This window comes from Caenispirillum bisanense (assembly GCF_900230255.1).
In the GTDB taxonomy this organism is placed as follows: domain Bacteria; phylum Pseudomonadota; class Alphaproteobacteria; order Rhodospirillales; family Rhodospirillaceae; genus Caenispirillum; species Caenispirillum bisanense_A.
This window is the reverse complement of sequence record NZ_OCNJ01000007.1, coordinates 187,927-204,483: the sequence shown is the minus strand read 5'-3', so window position 1 is coordinate 204,483 and position 16,557 is coordinate 187,927. Positions and strand designations below refer to the sequence as shown.

The following is a 16,557-nucleotide window of genomic DNA, read 5'->3' as shown; positions in this document are numbered from 1 at the left end:
GAAAAAGGGCGGACCCTGCGGCCCGCCCCGTTTCTGTATCAAGCCTGCGAGGGCTTCGCCAGGACCGTTCTGATGGCGATGCGGAAGGGCACCAGCATGGCCAATGCCAGCACCAGCTTCACGCCGTAGTCGCCGACGGCGAGCGACACCCACGGCACCTCGGTCAGGGCGAAGGCGCCGGCGAAGAAGATCAGCGTGTCCACCGCCGAGCCGACGGTGGAGGACGCCAGCGGCGCCGCCCACCAGACGCGCAGGTGGCGCAGGCGGTCGAACAGGGTCACGTCGAGCAGCTGGGCGACCAGGAAGGCCGCGCCCGAGGCCGCGGCGATGCGCGGCGTGGCGAGCCAGGCGGACATGACCACGGCGATGAGGAAGCCGACCGTCACCACCCGGCGGGCCGCGGCGGGGCCCCAGGTACGGTTGGTCAGGTCGGTGATGAGGAAGGCGAAGGGGTAGGTCAGCGCGCCCCAGGTCAACCAGTCGTTGATGGGGTACTGGACGAGAATGTTCGACGCCACCACCACGGCCGCCATGGCGGCGACGGGCAGGATGAGACGGTTCATGACGACAACGGTCCTTATCTACAGCCACACGCCGCAGCACAGACGGCGGGCACGACCCCAGGCGACCACCGCCGGGGCGAGAACAGTGGGCGAGAGATAACCCGAATCGACCGGTCCCGCAACGTTCGGCTGGCGTCGGCGCGGGCTTTGCCGCTACAGTCTGGGCAATCGTCCCAGCTCTCATCATATGGTGTTTATGACCGTCGCCGAGATCGTTCCCTCCGTCTGCCCGCACGACTGTCCGTCCGCCTGCGCGCTGGCCGTGGAACGCCTCGCGCCGGACCGCATCGGGCGCGTGCATGGGGCGAAGGATCATCCGTTTACGGATGGTGTCGTTTGCGCCAAGGTCGCCCGCTATGCCGAGCGCGTCCACAATCCCGACCGCCTGACCCGCCCGCTGGTGCGCGTCGGCGCCAAAGGGGAGGGCCGGTTCGAGCCGCTGTCGTGGGACGCCGCGCTCGACCTGCTGGCGGAGAGATTCCAGTCGACCGCCGACCGCCACGGGCCGGAAGCCGTGTGGCCCTACAACTACGCCGGCACCATGGGCCTGGTGCAGCGCGACGGCATCGCGCGGCTCGCCAACCTCATGGGCTACTCGCTGCAGACCGGCTCCATCTGCACCGGCACGGCCGATCCCGGCTGGCTGGCCGGCGTCGGCGGCAAGATGGGCACCAGCAGCCTGGAAATCGCCGAGGCCGAGGTGATCGTCCTGTGGGGCACCAATGCGGTGCACACCCAGGTGCAGGTGATGACCCACGTCGCCAAGGCCCGCAAGGCGCATGGCGCCAAGGTGGTGGTGGTCGATCCCTACCGCAACGCGACGGCCAAGCAGGCCGACGTCCACCTCATGCTGCGGCCGGGCACCGACGGGGCGCTGGCCTGCGCCGTCATGCACGTGCTGCTGCGCGACGGCCTGGCCGACCGCGACTACCTCGCCCGCCTGACCGACTTCGGCCCGGCGACCGAGGCGCACCTGAAGGACCGCAAGCCCGAATGGGCGGCGGCCATCACGGGGCTGACGGCCGCCGAGATCGAGGCTTTCGCCCGCCTCTACGGCAGCACGAAGAAGAGCTACATCCGTTTCGGCTACGGCTTCACCCGCCAGCGCAACGGCGCGGCGGCCATGCATGCCGCCTCCTGCCTGCCGGCGGTGACGGGGGCGTGGGGCGTGCGCGGCGGCGGCGGGCTCTATAGCTACTCCGGCGGCTACCACATCGACGACCGCCTCATCACCGCCGCCGATGCGCCGCGCCGCGGCCAGCGCGGCCTCGACATGGTGCGCATCGGCCGGGTTCTGACCAACGACCCGGCGGAACTGGCGGGCGGGCCGCCGGTCCACGCCATGATGATCCAGAACATGAACCCGGCCATGGTGGCGCCCGAGCACCGCACCGTGAAGGCGGGCCTGTCGCGCGACGACCTGTTCCTCTGCGTCCACGAGCAGGTGATGACGGAAACGGCCAAATACGCCGACCTCGTCCTGCCGGCGACCATGTTCCTGGAGCACGCCGACGTCTACAAGGCGGGCGGGCACACCTTCCTGCAGGTCCACCAGCCGGTCATCACCGCAGCCGGCGAGTGCCGCGAGAACCACTGGGTGGTGAATGAACTGCTGAAGCGCCTCGGCGCCGACCACCCGACCCTGCACATGACGGCGTGGGAGGTGGTGGACGCCACCCTGCGCGCCAGCGGCTGGCCGGGGGCGGAGGAGGTGCTGGCGCAAGGCGGCATCGACGTCTCGGTGCGCAACGACCACGGGCCCGGCGGCTGCTTCCACGACGGCTTCCCGCAGGCCGACGGGCGGTTCCGGTTCCACCCCGACTGGACGAAACTCGGCCCGCTCGGCGGCGCGCTGCCGGCGGCGCCCGACCACGTGGCGATCCTGGACGAGCTGAGCGACGAGCGGCCGTTCCGCCTGGTGACGGCGCCGGCCCGCAACTTCCTCAACTCCAGCTTTTCCGAAACGCCGACCAGCCGGAAGCAGGAGAAGCGGCCGACCGTGAAGATCCACCCGCTCGACGCCGCCGAGTACGGCGTCGCCGACGGTGCCGTGGTGGTCCTCGGCAACCGGCGCGGCGAGGTGCCGCTTCACGCCGAGGTGTTCGACGGCGTGCAGCGTGGTATCTTGATCGTGGAAAGCATCTGGCCCAACGCCGATTTCGAGGGCGGCGAGGGCATCAACACGCTGACCAGCGCCGAACCGCCGCCTCCGGCCGGCGGCGGCGCCTTCCACGACACCACCGTGTGGCTGCGGGCGGCGTCGTGACATGACGACCAACGAGGGGGAGGGACGGCCCATGAACGCAGACGCGCCGCAGGGTGTGCGCCGCAACTGGACCCAGGGCGAGGGCGTGCACACCATCGTCATGGGCAACGAGAAGGGCGGGACCGGCAAGTCCACCATCGCCATGCACCTGGTGGTGAGCCTGCTCTACGAGGGCCTGCGCGTCGGCACCGTCGACCTCGACGCCCGCCAGGGTACGCTCACCCGCTACATCGAGAACCGCGCGCGCGCCTGCCGCGACCGCGGCCTCGACCTGCCGCAGCCGACCCACGTTCCCATCGAGATGTCGCCCGACAAGGACACCGACCTGCGCCGCCTGCTGCGCGCCATCGCCGACCTGTCGAAGACCAACGACGTGGTGCTGATCGACACGGCGGGTTCGGACAACTACCTGTCGCGTGCCGGCCACGTCTTCGCCGATACCCTCATCACACCGCTCAACGACAGTTTCGTCGACCTCGACGTCATCGCCCGCGTCGACCCGGACACCATGAAGATCGCCGGCCCCAGCCACTACGCCGCCTCCATCTGGGAAACGCGCAAGAACCGGGCGCTGAAGGACGGCGGCTCGGTGGATTGGGTCGTCCTGCGCAACCGCCTGAGCCACGTCGACAGCCGCATGAAGCGGCAGATGGAAGAACTGGTGGACGAACTGTCGGGCCGCATCGGCTTCCGCACCGCACCCGGCCTCGGCGAGCGCGTCATCTACCGCGAGCTGTTCCTGCAGGGCCTGACGCTCCTCGACCTGCGCGCCCAGGGCGTGAACGTGGAACTGAGCATGAGCCACGTCGCCGCCCGCCAGGAACTGCGCGCCCTGCTGGATGCCATCAACCTGAAGGCCCTGGCGCGCAGCCTGGCGTGAGGGGGGACGAGGCGGCATACTCCGGCCGCGCGGCCAGCCCCTGTTTCAGGTGGGCGACCAGCAGCCGCACCTTGGCCGCCAGATGGCGGCGCTGCGGATAGACGGCCCAGACGGCGGTATGCGCCGGGCGGCGGTCGGGCAGCAGGGACACGAGGCTGCCGTCCTGCAGGTGCGGCATGACGTAGTAGTCCGGCAACTGGCACAGGCCGAAGCCGCGCAGGGCGGCGTCGAGCACGGCGGTGCCGCTGTTGCAGCGCCAGCGCCCCTGCGGCCGCACCATGCGCTCGCCGCCCGCACCATCCGCGAAGGGCCACAGGTCCGACGTGCCGACGAGGCAGGCGTGGCGGGCGATGGCGTCCACGCTCTCCGGCGCGCCGTGGCGCTCCAGGTAGGCGGGGGCGGCGCAGAGGTGCATGACGCGCGGCGCGATGCGCGACGCCACCAGGCTGCTGTCGCTGAGGCGACCGAGGCGCACCGCCAGGTCCATGCCCTCGGCCACCAGGTCGAGCGTGCTGTTGGTCAGCACCATGTCCACCCGCAGGCGCGGGTGGTGCTCCAGGAAATCGTTGACCAGCGGCACCACGAACTGCTCGCCGTAGGCGACCGAGCAGGTGAGGCGCAGCAGGCCCTTGGGCTCGCCCTCCGTCTCCGCCGCCGAGGTCAGGGCGTCGTCGCGCTCCTCGATGAGGCGGCGGCAGCGCTCCAGCAGCAGGCGGCCGGCCTCGGTCAGGGTGACGCTGCGGGTGGTGCGGTAGAACAGGCGGGTCTGCAAACGGTCTTCCAGCCGCGCCACCTGCCGGCTGACGTGGGAGGAGGAAACGTGCAGGCGCTCCGCCGCGCGGGCGAAACCGCCGGCCTCGGCCACCGCCACGAACTCGTCGATGCCGTCCCACCGGCTCATGGCCATGGTCCTCCGTCTGCGGGCATTGTCCCCATACGGCAACAATCCTCGCCCATTGTGCAAGATCGTTTCGGCGGCGCCGGTGCTAGGGTGAGCGTTCGAGTCACGGTTTTTCGTAGGGAATGGAGCCACACATGGTCACGTCGCGCGCCGCCGTCGCCTGGGAAGTGAACAAGCCGCTGCAGATCGAGGAGGTGCAGGTCGCCGCCCCCAAGGCGGGCGAGGTGCTGGTGCGCATCGTGGCGACGGGCGTCTGCCACACCGACGCCTTCACCCTGTCGGGCGCCGACCCGGAAGGCATCTTCCCCTCCATCCTGGGCCATGAAGGCGCCGGCGTGGTGGAAGAGGTGGGGCCGGGCGTCACCTCGGTCGCGGTCGGCGACCATGTGATCCCGCTCTACACGCCGGAATGCGGCACGTGCAAGTTCTGCCTGTCGGGCAAGACCAACCTCTGCCAGGCCATCCGCGCCACCCAGGGCAAGGGCCTGATGCCCGACGGCACCAGCCGCTTCAGCGCCAAGGGCAAGGAGCTGTTCCACTACATGGGCACCTCCACCTTCTCGGAATACACGGTGCTGCCCGAGATCGCGCTCGCCAAGATCAACAAGACCGCGCCGCTGGAAAAGGTGTGCCTGCTCGGCTGCGGTGTCACCACCGGCATGGGCGCGGTGCTGAAGACCGCCAAGGTGCAGCCGGGTTCGACCGTCGCCGTCTTCGGCCTGGGCGGCATCGGCCTGTCGGCCATCATCGGCGCCGTCATGGCCAAGGCCGAGCGCATCATCGGCATCGACATCAACCCCGACAAGTTCGAGATCGCCCGCCAGCTGGGCGCCACTGACGTGGTCAACCCCAAGGACTTCGACCGGCCCATCCAGGAGGTGCTGGTGGAGATGACCGACGGCGGCGTCGACTACAGCTTCGAATGCATCGGCAACGTCGACGTCATGCGCGCGGCGCTGGAGTGCTGTCACAAGGGCTGGGGCGAGTCGACCATCATCGGCGTCGCCGGCGCCGGCCAGGAAATTTCCACCCGCCCGTTCCAGCTGGTCACCGGCCGCGTGTGGCGCGGCTCGGCCTTCGGCGGCGTGAAGGGGCGGTCGGAACTGCCGGGCATCGTCGAGCAGTACATGAACGGCGAGTTCGAGCTGGACACCTTCATCACCCACACCATGGGGCTCGACGGCATCAACGAAGCCTTCGACCTGATGCACGAGGGCAAGAGCATCCGCTCCGTCATCCTGTACGACCGCTGAACCCGGGGAGAAGGACCGACACCATGGCCGACGACCTGACCATCGTCGCGGAAAACGCCTGCTTCGGCGGGCGTCATCTGCGGGTCAAGCACCGCGCCGCCACGGTCGCCTGCGACATGACCTTCGCCGTCTATCTGCCGCCTGCGGCTGCGGTAGAGGGGGCGCGGGTGCCGGTGCTCTACTGGCTGTCGGGGCTGACCTGCACCGACGAGAACTTCATGCAGAAGGCGGGCGCCCTCCGCCTCGCCGCCGAGCTGGGCCTCGCCATCGTGGCGCCGGACACCAGCCCGCGCGGCCCCGACGTGCCGGGCGACCCCGACGGCGCGTGGGATTTCGGCCACGGCGCCGGCTTCTACGTCGATGCGACGGAGGAGCCTTACGCTACCCACTACCGCATGCACGACTACGTGGTGCACGAACTGCCGGCGGTGGTGGAGGCCAACTTCCCGGTGTCGGACAAGCGCAGCGTCGCCGGCCATTCCATGGGCGGCCACGGCGCGCTGGTCTGCGCCCTGCGCAACCCCGGCCGCTACCGCTCCGTCTCCGCCTTCGCGCCCATCGTCAACCCGAGCGCGGTGCCGTGGGGCGAGAAGGCCTTTTCGCGCTATCTCGGCCCCGACCGCTCCACCTGGCGGGCGTGGGACGCCTGCGCACTGCTGGAGATGGCGACGGAGCGCCTGCCGCTGCTGGTCGACCAGGGCGAGGCCGACAGCTTCCTCGGCAAGCAGCTGCAGCCCGACGCCCTGCGCACGGCGGCGGAGGCGGCCGGGCATCCGCTGACGCTGCGGATGCAGCCGGGTTACGACCACAGCTACTTCTTCATCGCCACCTTCATCGACGACCACCTGCGCCACGCGGCGGCGGCGCTGGAAGCCTGATCCCGAGGGCGCAACGGCGCCCGAGGGCAGAAAAAGAGTCGCCAACCTTGTCATCCACCGGGCCGATCGTGTCGTATTTATCTATCCGGGCGATCATGCTCATCGTCCGGATAGATGACGTACCGATCACCCGGAGGACATCGTGCTCGCCCGCCTCACCGGCCTACTGCTGCTGATCTGCGCCGCCCTGGCGCCCCTTTCGCCCGCTCTCGCCCAGGAGGCGGCCGCCGAGCCCGCCGCCGCCGAAGCCCCGCCGGCCGGCTATGCCGAACTGGCCGACATCCTGGAGGACGAGGCCTCCCGCCAGGCCCTGATCGACACGTTGCGGCAGTTGGCGGCGCCGGCGGGGGAGGGCGTGGCCGAGGGCGATCCGGCGGCGCTGGAGGCGGCGGCCAAGGCGGAGGCGGCGAGCCTGTCGCCGGAGCCGTCGCTGGCCCGCCGGGTGGCGGCCCTGACCAAGGGCTTCGCCGAGGGCGCCGTCGATCAGGCGACCGCCGTGTGGCGCGGCCTCGCCGACATGGCCGACGGCGACGGCCGCGACTTCTTCTCGGGCATGGCGACCTGGGCGGGCGAACTCGCCATCGTGGTCGGCGTGACGCTGGTACTGTTCTTCGTGTTGCGCCGGTTGGTGGCCGCCGTCTACGGCCGCGCCGACCGCTGGGTGCTGGCCTCGCCGGAAGGCGGGCGGCGCTGGGTGCGGCGGACGCTGGCCATCGCCGGCGCGGCGCTGCTCGACGTCGGCGTCGTGCTGCTGGCCTGGGTGGCCGGCTACCTGCTGGCGCTGACGGTGCTCGGCGACCAGGGGCGCATGAACACGGCGCAGTCGCTGTTCCTGAACGCCTTCCTAATCATCGAGATCGTCAAGACCGGCCTGCGAGGCCTGTTCGCCGGGCGCTTCGCGGGCCTTCGCATCCTGCCGCTGGGCGACGAGGACGCCGCCTACTGGAACACCTGGCTCGCCCGCATGGTCGGTTTCATCGGCTACGGCATGCTGACGGCGGTGCCCATCGTCAATGCCCAGGTTTCCCTGGCGGCGGGGCGGGCGACGGCCGTGCTCATCATGGTGCTGGCCTTCGTCTACGCGCTGATGGTGATCCTGCAGAACCGCCGCCGCGTGCGCGACAGCCTCACCGCCCGCGCCGACCGCTCGGGCAGCGGCTTCGTGCGGGCGGTGCTGCGCCTGCTGGCGCGCAGCTGGCACATCTTCGCCATCGGCTACTTCGCCGCGCTCGCCTTCGTGACGGTGGTGCGCCCCGGAGACGCCTTGCCGTTCATGGCGGCCTCTACCCTGCAGAGCCTGCTGGCGGTGGCCGGCGGCTTCATCGTCTCGGCGCTGCTCGAACGCCTCATCACCCTCGGCATCCGCGTGCCGGAGGATACCCGCCGCAACCTGCCGAACCTGGAAAAGCGCCTCAACGCCTATGTGCCGACCGGCCTGCGGGTGGTGCGCATCGTGGTGCTGGTGGGCGTGCTGGCGCTGATCGCCGACGCCTGGGACCTGTGGGACCTGGCCGCCTGGGCCGAAAGCGAGCGCGGCTCCGGCCTCATCGGCGCCTTCTTCGACGTCGCCCTCATCATCGTGCTGTCGGTGGCGGTGTGGATCGCCGTCGCCTCGTGGGTCGAGCATCGCCTGAGCCCGGAAACCGGCACCGGCGAGCCCGGCGCGCGCGAGAAGACGCTGCTCAGCATCTTCCGCAACGCCTTTTCCATCGTGCTCATCACCATGACGGCCATGATCGTGCTGTCGGAGATCGGCATCGACATCGGCCCGCTCATCGCCGGTGCCGGCGTGCTCGGCCTCGCCATCGGCTTCGGGTCGCAGAAGCTGGTGCAGGACATCATCACCGGCGTCTTCATCCAGCTGGAGAACGCCATGAACGCCGGCGACGTGGTCACCGCCGGCGGCATCACGGGCACGGTGGAGAAGCTGACCATCCGCTCCATCGGCGTGCGTGACCTGGCGGGGTCGTACCACATCATCCCGTTCAGCTCGGTCGACATGGTGACCAACTTCATGCGCGACTTCGCCTACCACGTCGGCGAATACGGCATCGCCTACCGCGAGAACATCGACGACGCCATCGAGCACCTGAAGGCGGCCTTCGAGGAACTGCGCGCCGATCCGGCCAACGGGGCGCTCATCCTCGACGACCTGGAGGTGCACGGGGTGACGGCGCTGGCCGACAGCTCGGTGAACATCCGCGTGCGCATCAAGACCGCGCCGGGCTCGCAGTGGGCGCTGGGGCGGGCCTACAACCGGCTGGTGAAGAAGCACTTCGACGCCGCCGGCATCGAAATCCCGTTCCCGCACATGACCCTCTACTTCGGGCAGGACAAGGACGGCTCCGCCCCGCCGGTGCCGCTGCCCGCGCCCCTGCTGCCCAAGGCGGCAGAGTAGGGGGGCGCCCCCTGCTCAGGGCGGCGGGCGGCCGGCCACGTTGGCCAGCGCCGTCCGTCGCTCCGGCGGACCGTCGGACACGACGCTGAAGGTGCCGTCGGTCTCCAGGATCACCGCCGTCACCTTGCTCAGGTCGGCGTGGCCGGAGGACCGCACGGCGGCCATCACCTCTTCCGGCGCCACCCGCTCGGCCAGCAGGGCCTGGTCGAGCATCACGCCTTCGTGCAGCAACAGGCGCGGCTCGGCCTTCACCAGGTGGCGGAACCGGCGCGACCGGGCCGAGCCCCAGGCGACCGCCCATTGCAGCAGGACCAGCAGCAGGAAGGCCGTCACGCCCTCGGCCAGCGCCACGTCGCTCGACAGCAGCACGGTGGCGAGGGTGGAGCCGAGCGCCACCGTCACCACGAAGTCGAAGGCGTTCATCTTCGAGAGCGTCCGCTTGCCGGTCAGCCGCAGCAGCACGATCAGCGCCACATAGGCCAGCGTGCCCACCACGACCACCCGCAGCAGGCCGTCCCATTGATCAAAGAACACGGCGGCCTCCTACTTCTGGCCGCCGGCGCGGGCGCGTTCGAACGAGCCTTCCTGCGCCCGTGGGTGGCAGGCCTCGCAGCGCCAGGCGCCGCCGGCGCGCTGCAGGGCGCGGTCGGGCACCTCGGCGTGGGCCTTGGCGAAGAACGGCAGTTCGGTGATGCGCAGCGGAACGGCGTCCGGCTCGACCCCCGTCAGCACGCCGAGGCCCGGGCGGCCGGCGAAATCGCGCAGGTACTGGGCGAGGTCCTGGCCGTCCCGTTCCGCCGGTACCGGAACCTCGGCCCCGAAGTGCTCGGGCAGGCGGTCGAGGATCGCCTGCCAGGCGTCGGCGGTCTGGAAGTTGGGCGGATAGGCGATGTGGCACCCGGTGCACAGGCGCACGTAGGTGTCGTTGGTCACCGGCTGGGTACGGTCGCGCTCCAGCGGATCGGCCGCCCCCTCCTGGGCGGGGGCGGGCAGGGCGAAGGCCGCTGCGAGGACGGCGGCGGCAGCGGCGAGCAGGGGCTGGGCGGGACGCATGGCGGTCTCCGGCTGGGGGCGGGCCTGCAGGAGCAACGCCGCGCGGCCGTCCGGTGTCCGCCGCCGGGCCGAAACCGTCTCAGGCCAGGGCCACGTCGGGGTTCCAGTCGGTCGGTTTGTAGGCCCAGATGCCGCCCTCGGTGTGGTCGTAGACGCCGAGGAAGACGTCGATGTCCGGCAGGTACTTCCACTTGCCGAGGATGCCGGTGGTGGTCTGGTCGTAGCCCGGCAGGTCGGGCACCCCGTCCGGCCCGGCGACGCCGTCGATGCGGCGGATGGTCCAGCCGGCCGCGCCGATGGTATCGGGCGCGTCCAGTTCCCACACGTCGTCGGTGCCGCGCCACAGCAGGATGCGGCCGCGTTCCGCGTCGTATTCCATGGCGGTGCCCGAGGTCATGGAGAAGCCGCCGGTCAGGTCGGTCGGGGTGAAGTTGACGTTGTGGTTCTGGGTGCCCGGGGTGTCCAGGTCCCAGTAGGTGAAGGTGCTGCCGGCGGAGCGGACGTAGATGTTGTTGACGGGGTCGTAGATGCCGGTGCCCTGGCCGTCGAAGCCCGCCCACTTCTTGCCCATGACCTCCCATGTGTCCTTGGCGGCGTCGTTCGGGTCGTGGACCGTGTATTTCCACAGGTTGTTGGTGCCGACGAACACCACGTCCTTGCCGCCGATGACGGCGGTGTCGGTGGTGCCGTTGAGCAGGTATCCGAGCGGCGTGCCGCCCACCGGGCCAATGGCGTCGCGGTTCTCCCACATCTGTCCGCCGGGCGTCGAGGGGTCGATGCCCGAGCCCGTCAGGCCGCCCACCTTGTCGGGGTCGGCGCGGTCGGGATCCCAGAAGTAGGGGCCGGTCGGCGTGGTCGCGCCGGTGACGGGATCGACATAGACGAAGTTGGAGCCGCTGCCGTAGGCGGCGCCGCCGAAGGTGACGAAGCGGTCGGTCAGCGGCAGGAACTCGTTGTTGTCGTAGGTGTGGGCGGAGATGGGGGAATGGTCCGGCCCGTCCACCGTCTGGAACACCGCCTGGTTGGCGGTCGTCTCGAAGGCCGTGGGCAGCGAGGCGCGCTGCCAGCTCAGGGTGTCGGTGTCGAAGCGGTAGATCTCGTTGCCCGAGTAGTTGGCGTGGCCGCCGCCCCAGAAGATCAGGTCGTTGCGGTTGCTGTCCCAGGCCATGGAGCTCCAGGCCTGGAGGATGCTGGCCGGGGTGCCTTCGGTGGCGCGGTCCGCCATATCGGGCCAGACGTCGCGGAAGCTGTTGGTGTTGATCTTGCCCCAGCCGCCGAGCGGCACGGCGGTGAGCGCGTTCCAGAAGGCGGCGGAGACCACGGCGCCGCCGCCGCTCGGCGGTGGCGTGACGGAGACGCTGATGGTGGCGGTGTCCTGCAGGGCGCCGTCGCTGATGGTGTACTGGAAGCTGTCGGTGCCGGTGAAGCCCGACGCCGGGGTATAGGTCCACTGGTCGCCGGCCTTGGCGAGGGACCCGTGCGCCGGCAGGGTGTTGCCGACGATGGAGAGCGTATCGCCGTCGGGGTCGCTGTCGTTGCCGAGCGGCGCGAAGGTGACGGCCGTGCCGGCGGCGGTGGAGAGGCTGTCGTTCTGCGCCACCGGCGCCCGGTTGGTGTCGCCACTGCCCCCGCCGTCAGTGGGCGTGAAGCTGCCGCCCTGCCAGACGCCATCGGCGAAGGCGAGGCGCTCGATGCGGGTCAGGCTGTCGCGGCCGTCCGGCCCCTCGACCGTGATGGTGCCGCCGGAGACGCTCAGGCTGTAGTCGGCATAGGCGCCGGCATAGACGACCTCGTCCGTGCCGCCGCCGCCGTCGATGGCGTCGCCGTCCTTGCCGGCGGTGATGCGGTCGTTGCCGCTGGTGCCGGTGAAGCTGTTCCAGCCGTTGCCGAGGTCGATCAGCTCCACCCCGACCAGCGTCATGGCCGAGAAATTCCAGTAGTCGCTGCCGTTGCCGCCGAACACCACGTCGGTGCCGGCCCCCATGTCGATGACTTCGATGCCGCCGAAGGCGTAGAGCCGCACCGCGTCGTCGCCGGCCGTGCCGAGGATGGTGTCGGTGCCGCTGCCGCCCGTGTAGCGGTCGAGCCCGGCGCTGGCGCGCAGGATGTCGTCGCCGGCGCCGCCGTCGAGGATGTCGTGGCCGTCGCCACCGTCCAGCAGATCGCCCGCCGCGCCGCCGATCAGGGTGTCGTTGCCGCCGTAGCCGCGCAATTCCTGCGGCGCGGTGGCGCCGGAGACGTCGAGGCGGTTGGCGGCGGCCGTGCCCTCCACCAGCGTATAGGTACCGCCGCCCGGCGTCCCGCCGCTGCCGTCACCTCCCCCCTCTCCGCCGCCGCCGCCGGTGCTGCCGTCGTCGGCGGTGAAGGTGCCGTCCTGCCAGACGCCGTCGGCGAACTCGACGCGCTCGATGCTCGTCAGCTTGTCCTTGCCGTCGAGGCCCTGGACGGTGAGCGTCCCGCCCGCCAGCGAGAGCGTGTAGTCGGCATAGGCGCCGCGGTAGACGACGGTGTCGGTGCCGCCGCCGCCGTCGAGGACGTCGCCGTCCTTGCCGGCGGTGATGCGGTCGTCGCCGGCGCTGCCGGTGAAGCTGTTCCAGCCGTTGCCGAGGTCGATCAGCTCGACGCCCGTCAGCGTCATGGCCGAGAAGTCCCAGAAGTCGCTGCCGTTGCCGCCGTACACCCGGTCGTCGCCGGCGCCCATGTCGATGACCTCGATGCCGCTCAGCACGTAGAGCCGCACGGCGTCGTCGCCGTCGGTGCCGGCCAGGGTGTCGACGCCGGCGCCGCCCTCGTAGCGGTCGAGGCCGGCGCTGCCGCGCAGGATGTCGTTTCCGGCGCCGCCGTCGAGGATGTCGTGGCCGTCGCCGCCGTCGAGCAGGTCGTCGCCGAGTCCGCCGAGCAGGGTGTCGTTGCCGCGATCGCCGAGGATCTCGAAGGCGGCCGTCTCGCCGCTGTGGTCGAGGAGGTCGGAACTCGTGGTGCCCTGGATCACGGTACGGCTCATGCGGTCCTCCTCGGCGGCGGCGGTCATCGGGGGCTGGGGCTGGTCACTCCACGGCGAAGGCACGGTCGAGCGAGCGGGTCAGCGGCTCGACGAAGTAGTCGAGCACGGTGCGCTCGCCGGTCTGGATGAAGACTTCCACCGGCATGCCCGCCTGCACCCGGTGGCTGCCGAGCTTGGCCAGTTCGGCGGCCGGCAGGTCGAGGCGGGCGGCGTAGTAGGGGTGGCCGTCGGCATCGGTCAAGTGATCGGGCGAGACGCGGGTGACGGCGGCCTCGATCAGCGGCAGGGTGCGGTCGTGCAGGCCGGAGAAGCGCACTTCCGCCGTCTGGCCGGGGGTGACGTTCTCGATGTCGAGCGGCGACAGGCGGGCGTCGATGAGCAGCCGGTCGGCGGCCGGCACGATCTCCATGAGCGGCCGGCCCGCCTCCACCACGCCGCCGACCGTGTGGACGGCCAGGGCCTGCACGATGCCGTCCTGCGGCGCCGTGATCTCGGTGCGGCGCAGGACGTCCTCGGCGACGGCGCGGCGCTCCACCAGATCGCCGAGCGCCACCTGCACCTCGCGCAGCTGGGCCACCACGTCCTCGCGGAAGGTCTGGGTCAGCTGCAGGATCTCGAGCCGCGTCTCGCCGGCCTTCTGGTCGGCCTGCGCCATGGCCGAGACGATGCGGCCGACGGCGCCTTCCAGGGCGGCCATCTCGCGTTCGATGGCGAGGATGCGGGTGCGCGAGGTATGGCCCTGGGCGAACAGCTCGCGCAGGCCCGCCACCTCGTCGCGGAACAGGGCGAGCTGGCGTTCGCCGGCCGCCTTCTCGATGGCGAGGCCGTCGCGCTGCTCGCGCAGCTGGCCGATGCGGCTTTCCAGGATCTCGGTCTGGCCGAGGTGGGACAGGCGGCGCTCCTCGAACTGGCGTTGCTGGAGCGCGACGGCGGCGGCGGCCTCCGGCTCGCGGGCGGCGGTGTCCAGCAGGGCGGGCGGGAAGGTCACGGCGGCGGCGGCGTCGCGTTCGGCCTCCAGGCGGGCCGCCAGGGCCTCCTGCGCCGCCGTCTGGTTGGCGAGCAGGCGCACGGTGGCGCGGGCGCGGGTGTCGTCGAGGCGCAGCAGGGGCTGGCCGGCGCGCACGGTGTCGCCGTCGCGCACCAGGATGGCGGCGACGATGCCGCCTTCCAGGTGCTGCACGGTCTTGCGGTTGCTCTCCACCACCATGGCGCCGGGCGCGGTGACGGCGCTAGCGAGCGGCGCCGTCGCCGCCCAGCCGCCGAGGCCGAGGACGAACAGGCCGACCACGGCAGCACCCAGCAGCACCGGGCCGCGCAGGCGCAGGGGCGGGCGCGGCGCATCGCGGGAGGCGCCGGCGGGGGCGGGCAGGGCGGAGGCGGCAGGGGTGACGGACATGGATCAGGATCCGCTCTGGCCGAGGGTGGTCCACAGGGGCGAGGGGGCGGCGCCCGCTGTCGCGCCGGTGCCGGAGCCGGTGCCGGCAGGAGCGGCCGTGCGGGCCTTGGGCATGAGGGCGGCGAGGATCTCGTTGCGGGTGCCGAGCCCCTCCACCTGGCCACCCTTGAGCACCAGGATGCGGTCGACCGCCGACAGGATGCTGGTGCGGTGGGTGACGATGACCGCCGTGCGGCCGGCGCGGCGCACCGCCTGCAGGGCGCGCACCAGGGCGGCCTCGCCCTCGGCGTCGAGGTTGGAGTTGGGTTCGTCCAGCACCACCAGCGCCGGGTCGCCGTAGAGCGCACGGGCGAGCGCCAGGCGCTGCCGCTGGCCGGCCGACAGGGCATGGCCGTCGCGTCCGATGCGGGTGTCGTAGCCCTGCTCCAGTCCCTGGATCATGCCGTGGACGCCGGCCAGCCGGGCGGCGGCGAGTACGGCGTCGGCGTCCACCGGGCCGCCGCGGGCGATGGTCTCGGCGACGGTGCCGTCCAACAGCTCCACGTCCTGCGGCAGGTAACCGATGGAGCGGCCGAGCACGTCGGGATCCCAGGCCGAAACCTCGTTGCCGTCCAGCCGCACCGTGCCCTGCACCACCGGCCACACGCCCACCAGGGCGCGGGCGAAGCTCGACTTGCCGGCGGCGGAGGGGCCGACGACGCCGAGCAGCTCGCCGGCCGGGATGTCGAGTGTGACGCCGCGCAGGCAGGGGGTGGTGCGGCCCGGCGGCACCACGGTCATGGCGGCGACGGAGACGTGGCCGGTGGGCGCCGGCAGCGCCATGCGCGCCCGTTCCGCCGGCACCAGCCGCAGCAGGTCGTCCATGCGGCCCCAGGCGGCACGGGCGGCGGTGAGGCCGCGCCAGTTGCCGACCAGCATGTCGATGGGGGCGAGCGCGCGACCCATGATGATGGAGGCGGCGATCATCATGCCCGGACTGATCTCGCCGTTGAGCGCGAGCCAGGCGCCGGTGCCGAGGGCCAGCACCTGCTGCATCATGCGCAGGGACTTGGACGCCGCCATGGTGACGGCGGAGCGGTCCAGCGCCCGGGCCTGCCAGCCGACGGCGGCCTGGTGCGCCTGCTGCCAGCGGGCGCGGGCGGCGGACAGCATGCCCATGGCCTGCAGGACCTCGGCGTTGCGGGCGCCGTCGGCGGCCTGGGCGGCGGCGGTCAGGCCGGCGCGGGTGCCTTCCCGCTGCGGCCGGCGCGTCGTCCAGGCGTTGGCGAGCGCCATGGCGACGCTGAGACCGGCGGCGAGCAGGGCGGCGGCGCCCAGCCAGGGATGGACGAGGAAGCAGACGGCGACGAACAGCGGCACCCACGGCAGGTCGCACAGGGCGGCGATGCCCTGGCCGGCAATGGTGTCGCGCACGCTGTCGAGGTCGCGCAGGGCCTGCACGTGGTTGCCCTCGGGGTGGCGCAGGCCGGCGCGGAAGGCGGCATCGAACAGGCGCGGCGCCAGGTCGGCGTCGAGGCGGGCGGCGGCGCGCACCAGGATGCGCGTGCGCAGGGCGTCGATCACCGCCATGACCAGCAGCGCCCCGACGGCGGCGGCGGTGATGACGCCGAGCGTCGGCAGGCTGCGGCTCGACAGCACGCGGTCGTAGACCTGCAGCATGTAGAGCGGCCCGACGAACATCAGCAGGCCGATGACGAAGCTGAACGCCAGCACGATGCCGAGCGCGGCGAGCAGGCGCCGCCGCGCGGCCACCGTTTCCGGTGGGCGCACGGTCTCGCCCGCCGCCGTCTTCTGACTGGCTCTTGCCGCCACGATGGCCCTCCCGCCGCCTTGTCCGGAAATGCTTCCCGACAGGAAGCAAGCCAGAGGAAGGCACGGGGAATCAATGGAGAACGCGGACTTAAGCCCTCATATCGCCCGTCCGGAACCGGACGGCCGGGGACTGCTCCGAAGGATCGGCGGCGG

12 protein-coding genes are annotated in these 16,557 nt (G+C 71.5%); 5 read left to right on the top strand and 7 right to left on the bottom strand.

Annotated elements, in window-relative coordinates; translation table 11 throughout:
- Nucleotides 1-38: 38 nt before the first annotated feature.
- Entirely contained in the window at nucleotides 39-563 is a 525-nt protein-coding gene (locus tag CRP50_RS16615) for a queuosine precursor transporter (protein ID WP_097280293.1), read from the bottom strand.
- A gap of 196 nt (nucleotides 564-759) precedes the next feature.
- On the opposite strand from CRP50_RS16615, the gene CRP50_RS16610 reads away from it, so the two are divergent.
- Nucleotides 760-2,829: a molybdopterin-dependent oxidoreductase gene (locus tag CRP50_RS16610; RefSeq protein ID WP_097280292.1), complete on the top strand. Its 2,070-nt coding sequence runs from the start codon at nucleotides 760-762 to the stop codon at nucleotides 2,827-2,829.
- A 31-nt stretch (nucleotides 2,830-2,860) separates the two neighbouring features.
- The gene (locus CRP50_RS16605) at nucleotides 2,861-3,709 is read left to right on the top strand and encodes a division plane positioning ATPase MipZ (protein WP_097280291.1); all 849 of its coding nucleotides are present in this window, start codon (nucleotides 2,861-2,863) and stop codon (nucleotides 3,707-3,709) included.
- Here the strand turns inward: CRP50_RS16605 and CRP50_RS16600 are convergent.
- Complete coding sequence (locus CRP50_RS16600; protein ID WP_097280405.1) at nucleotides 3,675-4,610, bottom strand: LysR family transcriptional regulator; 936 nt, start codon at nucleotides 4,608-4,610, stop codon at nucleotides 3,675-3,677. The two genes, CRP50_RS16605 and CRP50_RS16600, sit on opposite strands and share 35 nt — an antisense overlap.
- A 134-nt stretch (nucleotides 4,611-4,744) precedes the next feature.
- On the opposite strand from CRP50_RS16600, the gene CRP50_RS16595 reads away from it, so the two are divergent.
- The 3 genes from CRP50_RS16595 to ybiO all read left to right on the top strand — a co-directional run bounded on the left by CRP50_RS16595 (nucleotide 4,745) and on the right by ybiO (nucleotide 9,139).
- A complete protein-coding gene (locus tag CRP50_RS16595) occupies nucleotides 4,745-5,863 on the top strand; it encodes an S-(hydroxymethyl)glutathione dehydrogenase/class III alcohol dehydrogenase (protein ID WP_097280290.1) in 1,119 nt (372 codons plus the stop codon).
- A gap of 23 nt (nucleotides 5,864-5,886) precedes the next feature.
- Entirely contained in the window at nucleotides 5,887-6,741 is an 855-nt protein-coding gene (gene fghA, locus CRP50_RS16590) for an S-formylglutathione hydrolase (protein WP_097280289.1), read from the top strand.
- A gap of 142 nt (nucleotides 6,742-6,883) precedes the next feature.
- On the top strand, nucleotides 6,884-9,139 hold the full coding sequence (gene ybiO, locus CRP50_RS16585; protein ID WP_245913506.1) for a mechanosensitive channel protein: 2,256 nt from the start codon (nucleotides 6,884-6,886) through the stop codon (nucleotides 9,137-9,139).
- 15 nt (nucleotides 9,140-9,154) lie between these two features.
- Here the strand turns inward: ybiO and CRP50_RS16580 are convergent, their stop codons facing one another.
- The 5 genes from CRP50_RS16580 to CRP50_RS16560 form a co-directional block, all read right to left on the bottom strand.
- Nucleotides 9,155-9,673, bottom strand: coding sequence for a DUF421 domain-containing protein (locus CRP50_RS16580; protein WP_097280288.1), 519 nt, complete (start codon nucleotides 9,671-9,673; stop codon nucleotides 9,155-9,157).
- Between the two features lie 9 nt (nucleotides 9,674-9,682).
- Nucleotides 9,683-10,192 (bottom strand): hypothetical protein, encoded by a 510-nt coding sequence (locus CRP50_RS16575; RefSeq protein ID WP_141415182.1) that lies wholly within the window; start codon nucleotides 10,190-10,192, stop codon nucleotides 9,683-9,685.
- A gap of 79 nt (nucleotides 10,193-10,271) precedes the next feature.
- Nucleotides 10,272-13,196: an Ig-like domain-containing protein gene (locus CRP50_RS16570; RefSeq protein WP_176525222.1), complete on the bottom strand. Its 2,925-nt coding sequence runs from the start codon at nucleotides 13,194-13,196 to the stop codon at nucleotides 10,272-10,274.
- Between the two features lie 43 nt (nucleotides 13,197-13,239).
- A complete protein-coding gene (locus CRP50_RS16565; RefSeq protein WP_176525221.1) occupies nucleotides 13,240-14,592 on the bottom strand; it encodes an HlyD family type I secretion periplasmic adaptor subunit in 1,353 nt (450 codons plus the stop codon).
- Nucleotides 14,593-14,595: 3 nt separating this feature from the next.
- Nucleotides 14,596-16,404 (bottom strand): type I secretion system permease/ATPase, encoded by a 1,809-nt coding sequence (locus CRP50_RS16560; RefSeq protein ID WP_141415181.1) that lies wholly within the window; start codon nucleotides 16,402-16,404, stop codon nucleotides 14,596-14,598.
- Between the last annotated feature and the right edge of the window lie 153 nt (nucleotides 16,405-16,557).

Bases quoted from the DNA above. Each gene is read 5' to 3' on its own strand.
- CRP50_RS16570 (WP_176525222.1), bottom strand. From the start codon at position 13,196: ATGAGCCGTACCGTGATCCAGGGCACCACGAGTTCCGACCTCCTCGAC.
- CRP50_RS16605 (WP_097280291.1), top strand. From the start codon at position 2,861: ATGAACGCAGACGCGCCGCAGGGTGTGCGCCGCAACTGGACCCAGGGC.
- CRP50_RS16600 (WP_097280405.1), bottom strand. From the start codon at position 4,610: ATGAGCCGGTGGGACGGCATCGACGAGTTCGTGGCGGTGGCCGAGGCC.
- CRP50_RS16575 (WP_141415182.1), bottom strand. From the start codon at position 10,192: ATGCGTCCCGCCCAGCCCCTGCTCGCCGCTGCCGCCGCCGTCCTCGCA.
- CRP50_RS16595 (WP_097280290.1), top strand. From the start codon at position 4,745: ATGGTCACGTCGCGCGCCGCCGTCGCCTGGGAAGTGAACAAGCCGCTG.
- CRP50_RS16565 (WP_176525221.1), bottom strand. From the start codon at position 14,592: ATGTCCGTCACCCCTGCCGCCTCCGCCCTGCCCGCCCCCGCCGGCGCC.
- fghA (WP_097280289.1), top strand. From the start codon at position 5,887: ATGGCCGACGACCTGACCATCGTCGCGGAAAACGCCTGCTTCGGCGGG.
- CRP50_RS16610 (WP_097280292.1), top strand. From the start codon at position 760: ATGACCGTCGCCGAGATCGTTCCCTCCGTCTGCCCGCACGACTGTCCG.
- CRP50_RS16615 (WP_097280293.1), bottom strand. From the start codon at position 563: ATGAACCGTCTCATCCTGCCCGTCGCCGCCATGGCGGCCGTGGTGGTG.